A 15,107-nucleotide genomic window follows, 5' to 3' on the forward strand; every position below is an offset into this window, starting at 1 on the left:
GCACGGAGCGCGAGAGAGGGACGCCCGGCGGTCCCGGAGGCGGCTCCGGGACCGCCGGGCGCCCGCACCGCCCGGCTAGCCGCCGAGCGTGACGTGCAGGATCCTCTCGTTGCTGTTGTTAGGCGTGCTGTCCTTGTCACCGGTGTTGGAGGTGGTCAGCCACAGGCCGCCGCCCGGGGCCGGCTCCACGGTGCGCAGCCGGCCGTAGGTGCCGTTGAAGTACTCCTGCACGCTGGGCAGGCCGGTGCCGCTGATCGGCGAGCGATACATCCGGGTACCGCGCAGGCAGGCCACGTAGATCACGTCACGCACGATGGCGATGCCCGAGCAGGAGCCGGCGGCGGTGGGGTAGGTGCGCTTGGGGGCGACGAACCCGGCGGTGCCGCAGGAGCCGCTGGTGCCCTCGCACGCCGGCCAGCCGTAGTTGCCGCCCCTGGTGATGAGGTTGGTCTCGTCCATGACGCTGTTGCCGAACTCCTGCTCCCACAGCCGGCCCTGGGAGTCGAACGCCAGCCCCTGCGGGTTGCGGTGCCCGTAGCTCCACACGGGGTTGCCGAACGGGTTGTCCGACGGCACGCTGCCGTCCGCGTTGACCCGCAGGACCTTGCCGCTCAGGTTGGACCTGTCCTGGGCGTAGTCACCGTTCTGCGCGTCGCCGGTGGCGACGTACAGCTTGCCGTCCGGGCCGAACCGCAGGCGGCCGCCGTCGTGATATTTGTTGCGCAGGATCCCGCTGAGCAGGACCTGGGCGGTGGCGGTGTCGAGCCTGTCGTTCCCCAGCTTGATCCGCACGACCCGGTTGTCGGTGGGCGAGGTGTGCATGACGTACACCCAGCGGTCGCTGTTGAAGGTGGGCGAGATCTCCAGGCCCAGGAGGCCGCCCTCGCCGTCGGTGCCGGCCACGTTCGGCACGGTGCCCACGTTCGTCTTCGCCCCGGTGGCGGGGTCGAGGCGGATGATGTCGTCGGCGTCGCGGCGGCTGTAGAGGATCGTGCCGTCGGGAAGCGTGACCAGGCCCCACGGGACGTCGGTGTCGGTCGCGACCTGCCTCACCGTGCACACCGGGTTGGCGCACGCCGCGCCGGTGGTCGCCGTCGCGGTGTTGCTGCGCGCCGAGACGTTGGCCTGCGCGTCGCGGGCCACCACGTGGTACTGGTAGGCCGTGTTGCCCGCCAGCCCGCTGTCGACGAAGGTGGTGACCGGCGGGGTGCCGTTGACCGTCCCGACCCTGGCTCCGCCGCGGTGGACGTCGTAGGCCCGGACCCCGATGTTGTCGGTCGAGGCGGTCCACCTCAGCGTCACCGTGGTGCCGGAGGCGGAGGCGGTGAGCTGCGTCGGCGCGCTCGGCGCCTGGGTGTCGGCCTGGCACTGCGGCGGCGTGATCGTCACCGTGGTGCTCGCCTGCGAGACGTTGCCCGCGGCGTCGCGCGCGTTGACGTAGAGGCCCCACGTCGCCCCGGGGACCACGGTGAGGGCGGTGGACAGCGTGGTGCCGCTCACCGTCTTCATCTGCTGGCCGTCGTGGTAGACGTCGTAGAAGGCCACCCCCACGTTGTCCGTCGAGGCGTTCCACGCGAACGTCACCGAGTCGCACGCCAGGTTGCTCACCCGCGGGCTGCCCGGCACCGTCGGGGGCTGGGTGTCGGCGCTCCCGGTGGACGTCGTCCACTTCTGGTTGCCCCGCCCGGTGCAGGTCCACAGCCCCACCGGGGTGCTGTTCGCCGTGCCCTCGCCGGTCACGTCCAGGCACAGGCCCGACTGCACACCGGTGACGGTGCCGTCGGCGTTGATCCTCCAGCGCTGGTTGGCGCCGCCGGTGCAGGTGTGGATCTGCAGCGCGGCCGGGGCGGTGGTGTCCTGGCCGACCACGTCCAGGCACATCGTGTCGCCGTACACCCGGAGCTCACCGGCCGCGGTGAGGTTCCAGGACTGGTTGGCCTGCCCGTTGCAGTCGTAGATGTTGACGCCGGTTCCGGAGGCCGTGCTGTTGCCGATCACGTCGAGGCAGCGGCCGGAGGCCACGCCGACCACGGTCGCCGGCGCCGCCGAGGCGGGCGCCGCGACCGCCACCGTCATGGTGGCCGTGAGGGCCACCGCTGCCAGCACGGCCAGCACGGCCGTCAGCGCGCGCGGCCGTGGCCTTCGGCGGTTGATCGAGGGGGGTGTTCGCACCTGTTCTCCAAGTGGGGATCGTCCGCGGGGTTCCCGAGGTGAGCTGATCGTCGGCTTCTATGGCGATGCCGACCGTTTTGGGAGCGTTGTGCTGACTCCCTCTGTCCGAAAAGATCAGCGGAAAACCGGCCGAGGTGCCCTGGACGCCCACCCGGCGCGATGCGGGCGAAGGAGATCCCGTCTCCGGCGAGCCGCACGGCGGCTCGCCGGAGATCACGTCGTCACGTCGTCACGCGGAAGGTGGCGTCGCCACGGCCCTGAGCGTCGGTGATCGGGTCGAGCCGGAGCAGGTAGTCGTAGTGCCGGATGTACCGGTCGGGGTAGTTGTACGACTGGAAGGACGTCCACGACGAGTTGGCGAGCCCGGCGACCTGGCGGAACGTGGCGTCCCCCGCGAAGGTGGCGGTGCCGTCGTCGGGCGCGAGGACGAAATCGTACCCGTAGTGCCGCAGGTAGTACCCGGGGTAGTTCACCGACGCGAAGGACACGTAGCCACTGCCGTTCGCCAGGCCCGGCACCAGCCGGAACTGCGCGTCCTGGGCGGGGCTGACGTTCGCGTCGATGCGCACGTCGAGGTTCGCGTGCCGCACGTAGCGGGTCTGGAAGTTGTACGACTGGATGCGGTTGACCGGCGCGGTGGCGCCCCAGCGGCCGAGGACGCGGTTCTCCTCCGCGGCGGTCAGGTTGAGGATGGAGCCGTGGCGCTTGCGGTTGGCGCCCACGTTGTAGTCGGAGCGCGTCTGGAAGTTGCGCGTGCTGCCCAGGTTGGTGGAGGTGATGGGCATGTAGCCGCGGCCGGTGGCGTGCTGGTCCAGCCACAGGGCCCACTCGTTGCGGCCGTTGAACTGCGCCCACATCGGGCCCTCCACGACGTTGCCGCCGCCCGTGCCGTTGGAGATCCCCATGTGCGACAGGTTCCCGAGGGTCGTCCAGGATCCCAGGATCGAGTTGCTCGCCTCGATCGTGATGTGGCCGTCCGCCGAGGCCCGGTAGTACCGGTAGCCGCCCACGCTGCCGGGCACCTCGACGATCTGCGTGTCGATGAGGCCCTGGCTTCCGCCGCGCTCGATGTACAGCTGCGGTGCGGTGAAGCTGCGGAAGTCGCCGGTGCGCACGTACCAGATGCGGTGCTTGGTCACACCGTTGCGGGGCGAGTTCGTCGCCCAGTACAGGACGTAGTCACCGGTCTCGGGGTTGTAGATGGCCTCGGGCGCCCAGGCGTTGCCGGCGCCGGGGATGCCGCCCGCGACGTTGATCAGCCGCGGTTCCGACCAGTTCACCAGGTCGGTCGACTCCCACACGACGAGCGAGGTGCTGCCCCGGCTCGAGGCGTCGCCCCACGAGGTGCCGCTGGCGATGCGCAGGTCCGTCGCGACGATCCAGTACCGGTCGCCGGCGGGAGACCGGACGAGGGCGGGGTCGCGGACCCCTCGGGTGCCGACCGTGGAGCGCAGGACCACCGCGCCGTTGTTCAGGTCGGTCCAGCGCAGCCCGTCGTCGCTGTGGGCGAGGTAGATCTGCTCGCCGTTCGCCGACTCCCCGGTGAAGTGCGCCATCAGGTATCCGGTGAAAGGTTCGAGGGCGGCCGCCTCCTTCGGGACGGCCAGCGACCACGAGGTGAACATCAGGCAGGCGGCGAGCACCGCGCCCACCCGGGACAAGGCTTTCAACATGCGTTTCTCCTTCGGAAGCGGGCACGATGGGGCGGATGGCGCCGTCCGCGGCGAACTCCATCCGGTCGGCGGTGGTCTCCCTGCCTCCTCGTCGTCGGCGGCGCCGATGGGGGCTGGACGGGTACGGGGGCTCGCCTGCCGCGCGGACCGGGGGCGGGCCGCTCCCGTGGCCGGGCGCGGGCCGGGGGCGTCGCGTACGGCCGCGTCCGGGGGACACGGGCGTGTCGCCCTTCTTCGCCCCATCTGCGGGTCGCGGACGGGTCGCGGACGGGTCGCGGATGTTAGCGCTAACAATTCATATCGCGAAAATTTATCTTTTACGGCATTGCATGACCGCCGACATGCGAAACGCAAACAGTAACCGCAGCCGGACAGAGGTTACATCGGCGTCACATCAGTGTGATCGCCAACATCCGGCCGGTCAATACCTTCGTGACACCCGGCCGGCGAGCGACCGCCGCCGACCGGCCGACGAGTGACGATACGCCTCCCAAAAGAGCAGGTCAGTGGCACCTTATCGGCTCGCCGGCAGCGCGCGGGCCACCCCCGCCCTGTAATCCGGGTATTGACAACCCTGCTGTGAGCGTTAACACTCTGCGAAACGCGCCGGAAACACGGGCCGCGACCCGACCTTCACCACCCCATTGGCAATACGGGGATCCGGTCATCACCCCAGGGATTACCGAGATCTCGGAAAGAAAACTGTTAGCGCTAACACAGCTCCGCTCCGCCGGCATCTCGATCTGACCTTGGGTTCTTCCGGCCGGCGCCGGATGAGCCCTGGCCGCCAGGCAGGACGCCACCTTCCAGGTCACGTAGCAGGAGACGGCCGATGCCTGCCCGCCACCCGCTCCGGCGGGGTCGTCGGCGTGCGGCAGCCGGACACCGGAGACGCCGCCGGGGCCGGCCGGTGGGCGTGGAACGGCGACGCGTGGCGGAAGCGGCGGTTCACCGGCGCCCGCGGCGGCCACCGCCCGGTCCAGAGCCCGCACGGCGGGCGGTGTCAGCTCGGCGCGGCTCCGGTGCTCTCCCTCACGACGAGCTCGGGCTCCACCAGCCGCCGGGGCTGGCTCGGCCTGCCCGCCATCTGGTCGAGCAGCACGTGGAAGGCGTGGCTGCCGACCTCCTCGAAATCCTGCCGGACCGTCGTGAGCGGGGGCCAGAAGTAGGCGGACTCCGGCACGTCGTCGAAGCCCACCACGCTGACGTCCTCGGGAACGCGCCGCCCGGCCTCGCGCAGCGCTCTCAGCACGCCCAGGGCCATCTGGTCGTTGCCCACGAAGATGGCCGTGACCTCGGAGTCCTGTGCCAGGCGGCGGCCGAGCTGGTAGCCCGAGCGCGAGCTCCAGTCCCCGCGCAGCACCTCGGGAACCCGGTGCCCTCCGGCCTCCAGCACCTCGCGCCAGCCCTCGACCCGGCCGTTGGCGTCGATCCAGCTGGCCGGGCCCGCCACGTGCCACACCGTCTCGTGGCCGAGGCCGAGCAGGTGCCCGGTCGCCCGTGTCGCTCCCGCCCGCTGGTCGACCATGACGACGGGAACGGAGAGGCCGGCCCCGGCGTCGACCGCGACCACGGGGATCTCCGGCGACAGATGGCGCAGGCCGTCGGCCGCCGACTCGTGCGGCGCGACGATGATGACGCCGTCCACCGACTGGGACCGCAGCTGGCGGAGGCTCTCCTCGATCGAGCGGCGGTCGAGCGTGCTCAGGCTGGCGATGCTCACGGCGTAGTCGTTGAGCCTCGCGGCACGCTCGATGCTGTAGAGGGTCGAGGCCGGACCGTACAGGGTGGTGTCGATGCTGACCACGCCCAGCACCCCGGACCGTCCCGTGGCGAGCTGGCGGGCGGCGGCGTTGGGCCGGTAGTCCAGCTCCCGCACCGCGGCCAGCACGCGCGCCCGGGTTTCGCTGTGCACTCTCTCGGGCGCGTTGAGCGCCCGGGAGACGGTCATCGCCGACACTCCGGCGAGCGCGGCGACGTCCTCCAGCACAGCAGGTCTGGAGCGCGGCGGGCCGTCGTTCGATTTCGCCTTCAAAGCAGCTCACCCCCCTATGCGACAACGCTAACAGGAGTTCCGGGCCCGCTCCGCTACGACGGACGGTCCGTACCGGAATCGGGTCACGGGAACGACCTCGGCGGCGGCATCGCGATGTCCGATACCGCCGCGGGGGTAGGTGCCGGCCGCGTCCACGACGAGCGACTCCTGCGGCGACAAGGTGCCCGGGCCCGAGGGGGCGGGCACCGCCGCCCGCTACTCGAAGGGGGACGGGTCTCCGGTGCCCCGGCGGAGGATCTCGGGCTCGTCCTGCGAGAAGTCGACGACCGTCGTCGGGACGGCGCCGCACTCGCCGGAGTCGATGACGGCGTCCACCACGTGGTCGAGCCTCTCCTTGATTTCCCAGCCCTGCGTCAGGGGCTCGGTCTCGTCGGGCAGCAGCAGGGTGCTCGACACCAGCGGTTGGCCGAGTTCGGCCAGCAGCGCCTGCGTGACGACGTGATCGGGGATCCGGACGCCGACCGTCTTCTTCCGGGGATGCAGCAACCGCCGCGGCACCTCCTTGGTCGCGGGCAGGATGAAGGTGTAGCCGCCGGGGGTCGCCGCCTTGACCGAGCGGAACAGCGCATTGCTTACATGCACGAACTGGCCGAATTGGGCGAAATCTCTGCAGACCAGGGTGAAGTGGTGGTCGCTGCCGAGGTTGCGGATCTCCCTGATCCGGTCGATCCCCTCCTTGTTGCCCAGCCTGCACCCCAGCGCGTAGCCGGAGTCCGTCGGGTACGCGATCAGCCCGTCCGCGCGCAGAAGCTCGACCACCTGACTGATCAGCCGGGGCTGGGGACTGTTCGGATGCACATCAAGGTATTTCGCCACACCCCCGAGCTTAGAAGCGAACACCACCCCGCGTGACATGTGACCCCTCAAGGCTCATCAAGGCCCGTCAAGGCTCGGCGTGACACGCGGCTCGCGAGGACGGCCGGCGGGCGCCGGACGAGGTGAAGCCGCCGCCGGGGCGGTGGCGGGCTCCGCGGCGCGTGCGGGGCGGGCCGTCACGGCCGGGGTGGAAGCCGGAGCCGTGCTGGGAAAGAGCGGCCGGCCAGGCGTTGATCTCGGAGGCCCAGTCGCGGTGCGGAGCCTGGTCGTGGCTGGTCTGCCGGCGGCCGAAGGCATCAGAGCTGGAACCGCCGTAGCGGCCGGAGCGCTTGCCGGCCTTCACGATGACGTCCAGGCCCGCGGGGCCGGCGACGAAGGTGAGCTCGACCTCGTTGATCCGCCCGGCGTACTGGGCGGGTGGAACTCGATCTCCTGGTAGAACGGCAGCTGCTGGCTGACACCGTGGAGGTGGCCGTACTCCAGGTCGGACTCCAGGTCGGCGCTCTTGAAGGGGAGCCGAGCCGCACGAAGGCGTCCAGCACGGCCTGCTGGGAGGCCAGCGGCGCGATCTCGACCATGGCGTCCGGGTGGTCCCCGCCGAGGCGCCCGGGAGCGGGCCGCGCCGCGAGGTGTTCCGGGCGACGCCGTTGTCCGGCGGGACGCTATCGTGGTGTGCCATGGAGTGCTTCGCCGCTTGGCGTACCCGTCACTGAGGGCCTGCTCGCCGCCGGAACCAGGCCGTGAGCGGGCCGACCGACGCCCTTTTCCCGTTCGGGCGTCAAGTTTCCCGTTCGGGTGTCGAGCCCTCAGTCTGAAAGGCGCACTTCCATGCTCATCCGCCCGTTCGTTCGGCACGACCTGGCGCGGCTCACCGCGTTGACCATCGAGACGTTCCGGCCGTTCTACGAGGACCATTTCCGCCCCCTGGTGGGTGAGGTCGTCTTCGCCAACCAGCACGGCGACTGGCGCGGCGACTATCGCGAGCAGGTCGCCGAACTTCACGCCCCGGACCTGCACAGGTACGTCGCGGTCGCCGAGACCGAGGACGTCGTCTTCGGCTACGTGGCCTGGAGCGTCGACCCGGCTCGCAGGAACGGAACCATCACGCATCTCGCCGTCTCGGCCGAGCACCGCCGCCACCGCGCGGGCACCGCGCTGTGCGAGCACGCCTTCGGTGAGATGCGAGCTCTCGGAGCCGAGGTGGTCGAGATCGGTACCGGGGGCGACCCCTTCCACGCGCCCGCCAGAGCTCTTTACGAGAAGCTCGGAGCCGTCCCGCTTCCGGTCGCCGTCTACTACCGGAGGCTCTGACCGAACCCCCTCCGGGACGGCGTCCTCGCCGCCTGTCCCGGAGGGGGCCGTCACCTCTCGCGGACGGTCACCTCTCGCGGACGGTCACCTCTTGCGGGCGGTCACCAGGGTGAAGCCGAGCAACTCGCCGCCGTCCGCGACGAGCGTGTCGATCACGGGCTGGTGCGCGACACGCTCTTCCGGCCGGTTGACCTGCGCCCGCTCTGCCCGATCAGCGTCCCGTACGAGATGCCGTAGTGGGTGGGCTTCTTCTCGCCGTGGCCGGAGCGTCGTCCGGCCGGCCCTCGGAGCGGGTCCGGCCGGGCGGAACGTGTGGCGGGGCTATCCGGCGGGCGGGCTCGGCTGCTTCCAGCCGTTCTCGACCGACAGGCGGCACCTGCCGGGGTCGTCTCCCACGCTGACGAACAGCGCGGTCAGCAGGGGGACGCCGTGAGCGAGCGTTTCGCGCGGCAGGGGGCCGTTGGCGACCAGGGAGGCCAGCCCGTGGACGACGGCCCAGCTCTGGATCGCCAGTTCCAGCGGGTCGGTGCCGGCGCGGAAGCGGCCGGCCTTCCTGCCTCGTTCGGCGGCCTGGACCAGATGCTCCAGGGTCGCGTCCGCGGCCTTGAGGTCCTCGAGCTCGAAGTTCGCGTCGAACATGACCCGGTACAGGTCGGGGTGGTCCAGGGCGTTGCGGAGGTAGGCGGCGACCATGGCGGTCAGGTCCCGCACCGGGTCCGTGGACGTCGTCACCGTCGTGAACCTGGCCGCCAAGCGGGTGAAGCCCTCCTGGCGCAGGGCCTTCCACATGCCGTCCATGTTTCCGAAATAGGTGTAGACGGCCATCGTCGAGACCCCGGTTCCGGCCACCAGTGATCTCAGGGTGATGGGCTCGCGGGTGCGGAGCATGTGCGCGGCCCGCTCGATGAGCAGGGTGCGGACCGCCGGATCCTTCGTCCTCACCATGGCACCAGAATATATAGCATTGCATTGCTATATATTTGGGACGCCGGCGCTAGTCCGGTGACGGCGGAGCCGGTCGGTCCTGGGGCACGGAAGCCGGTCGGTCCTGGGGCCGGGGCCCCGGCGGCCCGCCGGCCCTCACCCGGCCGGGGGCGGGGCCGGCCTGGTGTCGGTCCAGCCGGATTCCAGCACCACCTCGACCATGTCGCCCTTCTCCGGTATGCCGGTGACCTCGAAGGCCAGCACCTTGGAGGTGCCGGGGTCGATGATCAGCCTGCCCGTGGCAGGCCGGCCCTCCTGGATCGGGAAGGTCACGGCGACGCCCGGCCGCCCCCGCGGGTCGGTGGCCGGGCCTTCGACCCGCACCGCGGGCAGCGTCGCCAGCGCCTGGTAGGCGGCGCCGCGCACCTGCGGGGAGGCGGGCAGTTCGTACAGGAGCGAGGCCAGGGTACGCGGCAGGCCGCCCTCCACGGAACCGGCGAAGTCCCGGTCCCTGCGGATCGCCTCGGCGGCCCGCCCCTTCAGCGCCTCGGGGTCGGCGGGCAGCGCCGCGATCTCCTTCAGGGTCAGCGGCATGGCACTCCAGTAGAGTCGCGGCCTCCCCTTGAGCCGGGTGAGCGTGCCCTCGCCGGGCGAGGTGGAGTAGACGCCGCCGTCCTCCCCCATCGGCCATTCGGTCGGAGAGCCGTCCCGGCGCCACGCCTCCGTGTCCAGGGGGCGGGCGGCCAGCTGCCTGCGGCCGATCCAGCCCCGGCCGTCCCCGGCCATCCACGTCTCCGCGAGGTTGGAGGTCTCCAGACGGTAGGTGCTGCCGTTCTTGCCGAACGGCCGGGGCCACCGCATCGTGTACAGCTGGCTGAGGCGCCAGTACGCCCCCTCGGGGGCGGCTTCGGCCTTGGCGGCGGCGGCCAGCAGGATCGACCTGCCCGGCAGGGAGGTGACGCCGGTCGTGGCCGCGGGAGGGAGCGGTGAGGTGGGGGCGACCTGGCCGAGGAGGACGGCCGTCACGGTCGCGGCCGCGACCAGCCCGGCGGCACCGGCCCACCACGGCAGGCGCCGCCAGGCCGTCCGGGGCGAGCCCGCCCGGGTCGCCATGATCGCCTCACGCAGGTCGCGCGCGCCGGGCCCCTGATCCGGCGCGTGCGGTGCCGGGTCGATGGCCTTCACCAGGTCGTCGATGTCAGTCATGCCTCTCCCCTCGCGATCGTCAAGGATCCCTGCCGCTCCAGCGCCGCCGCCAGCCGCTTGCGCGCCCGATGCAGCCGGGTCCGGGCGGCGACGGCCGTACATCCCACGACTCTGGCGATCCGCTCGCTGGTCAGGCCCTCCCAGCAGGCCAGCGCCAGGACCTCGCGGTCGCGTTCCGGCAACCCGTCGAAGGCGGTGCGAACATGGTCCAGGTCGACCGGCCCGGCCGGCCGGTCGGCGGCCAGTTCCGCACGCAGCCGTTCGGCGAGCACGGCCCTGCGGGAGGCGCCGCGCTGCTGGTTGGCCAGCACCCGGCGTGCCACCCCGTACAGCCACAGCAGCGCCTCCTCCCCCTCGGGCACGTCGCCGATGCGCCGCCAGGCGGTGAGGAACGTCTCGGAGATGACGTCGGTCGTGTCGTCGGGCGAACCGGTGCGGCGGGCGGCGTACTGATGTATCGCCGGGTAGTACGCGTCATAGACCGCCTCGAAGCGATCTCGATGGGTCACAGGGTCTCCTTGCCGAAAGGTGCCGGACACCTGGTACATGTCCGGCACCTTTTGGAATGTTGCAGATCGCTGTGAGCACTTCGCACTCCTTGCCCCGATCGAGCCCGCGTCCGGTCCGGCGGGCGATGGCGGCATGCCGGGGGCGGTTCTCGGCCGCCGCGTTTGACAAGCTTTCCGTACACTGTACGGTATGTCGTACGGTTCGGAGCGTGCCGCCGGACGGCGCCCTGTGCCGTCCGGCGACGGGTGAGGGACCTGCGGGACGCGTCACCGACGAAAAGACGCGTCATCGACGAAGGAGCGGAACAGTGTCAGAGATCCAGGAATCCCCGTTCGGTAGAGGTGCCTTCACGCCGACGGCCGAAGACCGGGAGAGCGTCGAGGCGTGGTTCGCCGAATATGACGCCCACAGCGCGAAGGTCGACGTCGAGCGCATGGCGGACATGGCGATGTTCCCGCTCAACGTGGTGACCGACGGCCCCGACGGCGACGGCCTGGCCGACCGCTGGACGAGGGAGCGGTTCACACGCACGATGGCCGAGGTGATGGGAGGCGGGAATGCGGGCGACCTCACGATGGAGTCGGTCCGCACCCCCCACTTCCTGACCGCGAACCTGGTCGTCGTGGTCACCGACGCGACGATGACGGTCAACGGTGAGGCGTACGCCATGCGTTACGCGGATCTGCTGGTGAAGTCGGGTGGCCGGTGGGTCTTCCAGACCATGGTGCAGGGAGGGTGGGCGGATGCCTGGAAGGAGGGCGCGCCGGGCGCCTGATCGGTGAGGGGCGGCCGGGTGGCGGGGGTGCCGGGCGAGCCGCCCCGTCCTCGCCGCCCGGCCCCCGGGCGGCGAGGACGGCCTTCCGCGTGGGGACCTCAGTTCTTGACGCCGGCGAGGGTGACGCCCTCGATGAAGTAGCGCTGCGGGAAGAAGAAGAGGGTGGACTGGCCGGGGCCGCCCTCGGCTGAGCGGCACTCGCACCCGGGTCCCGACACCGCCGGGCGCCGCGGAGTGCGGGGGTGCGGCTACCGCGGCTGCCAGCGGCCGATCTTCTTGGAGACGAGAGCGGCGCCGATGCGCGCGTAGAAGCGTTGCGCGGCCACGTTGGCCTCGGCCACCTCCCAGCGGATCACCTTGCCGCCGGCGGCCTCGGCGGCGGCCCGCATCAGCAGCTCTCCCGCGCCGTTGCCGCGTTCGGCGCCGGTCACGTACAGGTCGTCCAGGGCGAGGTAGTCCTCGCCGGACCAGAAGCCGACGCGCTGCAGCCAGGAGACGTAGCCGATGGCCACGCCGTCCCGCTCGGCGATCAGGTAGGTGATCTCCGGGCGGGCGAGCATCCGCTTCAGGTCGTCGACGCTCACCGTGACGCTCCGGGCCTGGTTCTGGTGCTCGGCCAGCCCGCGGATGAGGCCGTGCACGGCGGGGGCGTCATCGGGCGTGGCGCGACGTATGTCCATCACGGTGGTCCTTCCAGGTGGGGGTTCGAGGAGTGGGCGGGGCAGTGTGCTGTTCAGGCCGGTCGCCGTCGGCCGCCGGGCGGGGCGGGGCCCGGCCGCGCGGCGCCGGGCCGGGCGCGTTCGCCGCGCCCGGCGGACGGCCGGCCGGGGTGGCCCTCCCTGCCGGGAGGGAACGCTACCGGGGTCAGGTATCCACGCGGGTAAAAGAAACCGTACCCCGGATAGGTATGAACGAGGTAGGCGGATCCGATGGCGGGAAAGGCGCCCGGAGGTGAGGTCAGCCGTGTTCCGCGTGCCGGCCGTGGTCGGCGACCTGGGCGTCGAACCACGCGTGCAACGCTGTGACCAGTGGCGCGTCGGGGGTGGTGTAGGTGATCCGGGCGCCCGCGGGCAGTTCCGCGTAGCGGATGTCGATGCGGCCGTGGCCTTGCTCGAGGTCACGCAGGCCCGGCATCTCACCGCCGTGAATGGAGGCGGGGTCGCCGTAGTCGCCCCTGCCGAAGCTCGCGGCCTCGGCGGTCAGGTGCTCGCGGATCAGCGTGACCTGCTCGGCGTCGGCGGGGTCGTCGGAGATGACCGTCTGCACGCCGCCGGTGGCGGACTTGGCGAAGCGGTGCGTGGTGCGCTCCAGGTCGAACGGCATCACCTGCCGGCCCCTGGCCGCGATATCGGCCTGCCGGGCGGCCGGCGCCCGCTGCTCGTTCCGGCCGGTGAGCACGTACGCCGTCGCGGCGACGACGACGAGCGCGAGCGCCGCGACGAGCGCCTGAACGCGCCGATCCTCAAGTTTCATCCATGGCCTCCGTGAGAATGGTCAGGGCGCGCAACACGTCGGCGCGTTCGCCCTCGGGGACACGCTCCAGAACGGCGGAGAACCGCGCGGCCCTGGCCTCGGCCAGCCGGGCCGCGGCCTTCACCCCGTCCGGGGTGAGCCGGACCAGCACGCCGCGCCCGTCGTCGGGCGCCGGGGTGCGCTCGGCCCAGCCGCGGTTGATGAGCTGCGTGACCAGCCGGCTGGTGGTGCTCTTCTCCAGCCGGAGCCGATGCGCCAGGTCGCTCTGCCGCAACACGCCGTCCCTGGCCAGCTCGCCCAGCGCGTGAGCCTCCGACACCGGGACGGGCTGCCCGCAGGGAGTCCGGTCCGGCTGGTGAAGCCCGAAGGCCCGCACGAAGCGGGCCACGGCCTCCTGGAGTTCGCGATCATCCGCCATGGTTCGACCATACAACCAGATAGTTGTACGAGGCAACCAGATGACGGGCGCCGGCCCATCCCGCGGTCCGGCCCCGCCGCGAATCCGTCCAGCGACGTCGCGAAGCGCCGGAGCGCCTTCCCGCCCGCGGCCTGCGACCCGGTGCCGGCCATTCGCCGCCTCCGCAACCTGCTTGCATTTCGCAATCGGCTGTCTCCCGCCAGGCCGCCCGGCGGGACACTGCCCCTTAAGCAACCCATGTTGACTAACATCGGATTAGTCAATTAATGTTGCTTACATGCCCGCGAGTGACATCCCCATCCCCCAGGATCCTGCCGAGGCCGGCACGGTGCCACGCGCGCCGGCCCTGGCCGGCGTCGACCGCACCGACCTGCCGGCCCGCGTCCACAGCGCCGCCGCGGACGGCGACCTCGGGTAACGACCACGGCGGTCCCCTTCCGGCATGCCGTGCCATGCCGTGCCGTGCCGCGCCATGCCCTTCCTTTTCGACCCCCCGGTTCTTCTTCCATCCCCCAGGAGACGAAATGTCGATGTTCCATGCCCGCGCGAGCCTGCTCGCCGCCGCCCTGGCCGTGGGAGGGGCCGCCATGATGACGACCCCCTCCTCCGCGACCGGCCGCGACCGGGGTCACGCCGGGCTCCGGCGTGCGCTCGACCGGGTCGTGGCCGACGGCGGCGGGCCCGGCGTCGTCGCCGAGTTCATGGACGCCCGCTCGGCACCGTGGTTCGGCACGGCGGGGGTGGCCGACATGACGACCGGCCGCGAGCGCCGGCCGGGTGAGCACTTCCGCATCGGAAGCCTCACCAAGGCGTTCACCGGCACGGTGGTCCTGCAACTGGCGGCCGAGGGAAAGCTGACCCTGGACGACACGGTGGCGAAGTGGCTGCCCGGCGTGGTGGAGGAGCACCTCGGCGCGGACGGCGCCGGGATCACCGTCAGGCGGCTGCTCAACCACACCAGCGGGCTCCCCGACGCCGTCCCCGGCCAGGAGACCCCGCGCCCGGAGGAGCCCGGGAAGCGCTTCATCTACTCCAAGGTGAACTACAGTCTCGCGGGAATGATCGTCGAGCTCGCGACGGGTACGACCCTCGCGGAGGAGATCGAGCACCGCCTCGCCCGCCCGCTCCACCTGACGGGGACCTACCTCCCCGGCACCGAGGACACGGCGGTCCGCGCCCCGCACGCCCGCCACTACTCCAAGCCGGGCGAGGGCGGCCCCGACGCGGAGATCCACGACGTGACCGAGATGGACGTGAGCTGGGCAGGGGCCGCCGGCGGCATGATCTCGACGACCTCGGATCTGCACCGGTTCCTGAACGCCCTGCTGTGCGGCCGTCTCCTGCCGCCCGCCCAGCAGGAGGAGATGTTCACCACCATCTCGACCGAGGGCTCGGGCTGGGTCCCGGACACCGGGTACGGCCTCGGCGTCTACTCCCAGAGGCTCCCGAGCGGGGTCACGCTCTGGGGCGGCGGCGGCTTCATCCAGGGCTCGATGTCGTACGCGATGGGCGACCGCCAGGGCACCCGCATGCTGGTGAGCAATCTGAACGGCGACTGGAACGACTTCCAAGAGACCTTCACCACGCTCTTCGAGACGCCCTTCGGCCCGGCCGTCCCGCCACCGGGCGGCGCGGGGCGGTGACCGGGGGCCGAGGGCCCGGCAGCGCGCAACATCCGGTTTGTCGAAATTTACCGGACCCGGCTAGTCTCCCGTTGATTAGGAAAGGCTAACCTACTTCAGGCGAGCTCTCCGCCCAGCCCGTCCAGAGCCG

General features: G+C 71.4%; 16 protein-coding genes. 4 read left to right on the forward strand and 12 right to left on the reverse strand.

From position 1 onward, the window contains the following. Nucleotides 1–75: 75 nt before the first annotated feature. The 6 genes from AB0G15_RS16655 to AB0G15_RS16680 form a co-directional block, all read right to left on the reverse strand. The gene (locus AB0G15_RS16655; protein ID WP_362840044.1) at nt 76–2,172 is read right to left on the reverse strand and encodes a PQQ-dependent sugar dehydrogenase; all 2,097 of its coding nucleotides are present in this window, start codon (nt 2,170–2,172) and stop codon (nt 76–78) included. A gap of 221 nt (nt 2,173–2,393) precedes the next feature. Continuing rightward, on the reverse strand, nt 2,394–3,845 hold the full coding sequence (locus AB0G15_RS16660; protein WP_362840047.1) for a glycoside hydrolase family 43 protein: 1,452 nt from the start codon (nt 3,843–3,845) through the stop codon (nt 2,394–2,396). A gap of 1,003 nt (nt 3,846–4,848) precedes the next feature. Then, nucleotides 4,849–5,880, reverse strand: a complete 1,032-nt coding sequence (locus AB0G15_RS16665; RefSeq protein WP_362840050.1) for a LacI family DNA-binding transcriptional regulator — start codon at nt 5,878–5,880, stop codon at nt 4,849–4,851. A gap of 216 nt (nt 5,881–6,096) precedes the next feature. Further along, the gene (locus tag AB0G15_RS16670; protein WP_362840053.1) at nt 6,097–6,717 is read right to left on the reverse strand and encodes an L-threonylcarbamoyladenylate synthase; all 621 of its coding nucleotides are present in this window, start codon (nt 6,715–6,717) and stop codon (nt 6,097–6,099) included. Nucleotides 6,718–6,784: 67 nt separating this feature from the next. Continuing rightward, nucleotides 6,785–7,060, reverse strand: a complete 276-nt coding sequence (locus AB0G15_RS16675; protein ID WP_362840056.1) for a hypothetical protein — start codon at nt 7,058–7,060, stop codon at nt 6,785–6,787. Then, on the reverse strand, nt 7,057–7,632 hold the full coding sequence (locus AB0G15_RS16680) for a sporulation protein (RefSeq protein ID WP_362840059.1): 576 nt from the start codon (nt 7,630–7,632) through the stop codon (nt 7,057–7,059). Before AB0G15_RS16680 ends, AB0G15_RS16675 begins: the two co-directional genes overlap by 4 nt. Here AB0G15_RS16680 and AB0G15_RS16685 point away from each other — a divergent pair. After that, nucleotides 7,546–8,028 carry a GNAT family N-acetyltransferase gene (locus AB0G15_RS16685; RefSeq protein ID WP_362840062.1) on the forward strand — a complete coding sequence of 161 codons (483 nt, stop codon included), beginning with the start codon at nt 7,546–7,548 and terminating at the stop codon, nt 8,026–8,028. The genes AB0G15_RS16680 and AB0G15_RS16685 overlap by 87 nt on opposite strands. Nucleotides 8,029–8,349: 321 nt before the next feature. On the opposite strand, the gene AB0G15_RS16690 is transcribed toward AB0G15_RS16685, so the two are convergent. From AB0G15_RS16690 to AB0G15_RS16700, 3 genes are all read right to left on the reverse strand, one after another. Continuing rightward, nucleotides 8,350–8,973, reverse strand: a complete 624-nt coding sequence (locus tag AB0G15_RS16690) for a TetR/AcrR family transcriptional regulator (protein ID WP_362840065.1) — start codon at nt 8,971–8,973, stop codon at nt 8,350–8,352. 135 nt (nt 8,974–9,108) lie between these two features. Then, nucleotides 9,109–10,158 carry a CU044_5270 family protein gene (locus tag AB0G15_RS16695; protein ID WP_362840068.1) on the reverse strand — a complete coding sequence of 350 codons (1,050 nt, stop codon included), beginning with the start codon at nt 10,156–10,158 and terminating at the stop codon, nt 9,109–9,111. Continuing rightward, complete coding sequence (locus AB0G15_RS16700; protein ID WP_362840071.1) at nt 10,155–10,667, reverse strand: RNA polymerase sigma factor; 513 nt, start codon at nt 10,665–10,667, stop codon at nt 10,155–10,157. The genes AB0G15_RS16695 and AB0G15_RS16700 overlap by 4 nt, the downstream gene beginning before the upstream one ends. A 308-nt stretch (nt 10,668–10,975) precedes the next feature. On the opposite strand from AB0G15_RS16700, the gene AB0G15_RS16705 reads away from it, so the two are divergent. Then, nucleotides 10,976–11,443, forward strand: a complete 468-nt coding sequence (locus AB0G15_RS16705) for a nuclear transport factor 2 family protein (RefSeq protein ID WP_362840074.1) — start codon at nt 10,976–10,978, stop codon at nt 11,441–11,443. Between the two features lie 248 nt (nt 11,444–11,691). On the opposite strand, the gene AB0G15_RS16710 is transcribed toward AB0G15_RS16705, so the two are convergent. From AB0G15_RS16710 to AB0G15_RS16720, 3 genes are all read right to left on the reverse strand, one after another. Continuing rightward, nucleotides 11,692–12,123 (reverse strand): GNAT family N-acetyltransferase, encoded by a 432-nt coding sequence (locus tag AB0G15_RS16710; RefSeq protein WP_362840077.1) that lies wholly within the window; start codon nt 12,121–12,123, stop codon nt 11,692–11,694. A 277-nt stretch (nt 12,124–12,400) separates the two neighbouring features. Continuing rightward, nucleotides 12,401–12,916, reverse strand: a complete 516-nt coding sequence (locus AB0G15_RS16715; RefSeq protein ID WP_362840080.1) for a hypothetical protein — start codon at nt 12,914–12,916, stop codon at nt 12,401–12,403. Further along, complete coding sequence (locus tag AB0G15_RS16720) at nt 12,906–13,334, reverse strand: MarR family winged helix-turn-helix transcriptional regulator (RefSeq protein ID WP_362840083.1); 429 nt, start codon at nt 13,332–13,334, stop codon at nt 12,906–12,908. Before AB0G15_RS16720 ends, AB0G15_RS16715 begins: the two co-directional genes overlap by 11 nt. Before the next feature lie 277 nt (nt 13,335–13,611). Here AB0G15_RS16720 and AB0G15_RS16725 point away from each other — a divergent pair, with 277 nt between their 5' ends. Both AB0G15_RS16725 and AB0G15_RS16730 read left to right on the forward strand, forming a co-directional pair. Next, nucleotides 13,612–13,752, forward strand: coding sequence for a hypothetical protein (locus tag AB0G15_RS16725; protein ID WP_362840086.1), 141 nt, complete (start codon nt 13,612–13,614; stop codon nt 13,750–13,752). 106 nt (nt 13,753–13,858) lie between these two features. Continuing rightward, nucleotides 13,859–14,977: a serine hydrolase domain-containing protein gene (locus AB0G15_RS16730; RefSeq protein WP_362840089.1), complete on the forward strand. Its 1,119-nt coding sequence runs from the start codon at nt 13,859–13,861 to the stop codon at nt 14,975–14,977. Nucleotides 14,978–15,107 lie beyond the last annotated feature (130 nt).

Source organism: Streptosporangium sp. NPDC023825 (assembly GCF_040639575.1).
Taxonomy (GTDB): domain Bacteria; phylum Actinomycetota; class Actinomycetes; order Streptosporangiales; family Streptosporangiaceae; genus Streptosporangium.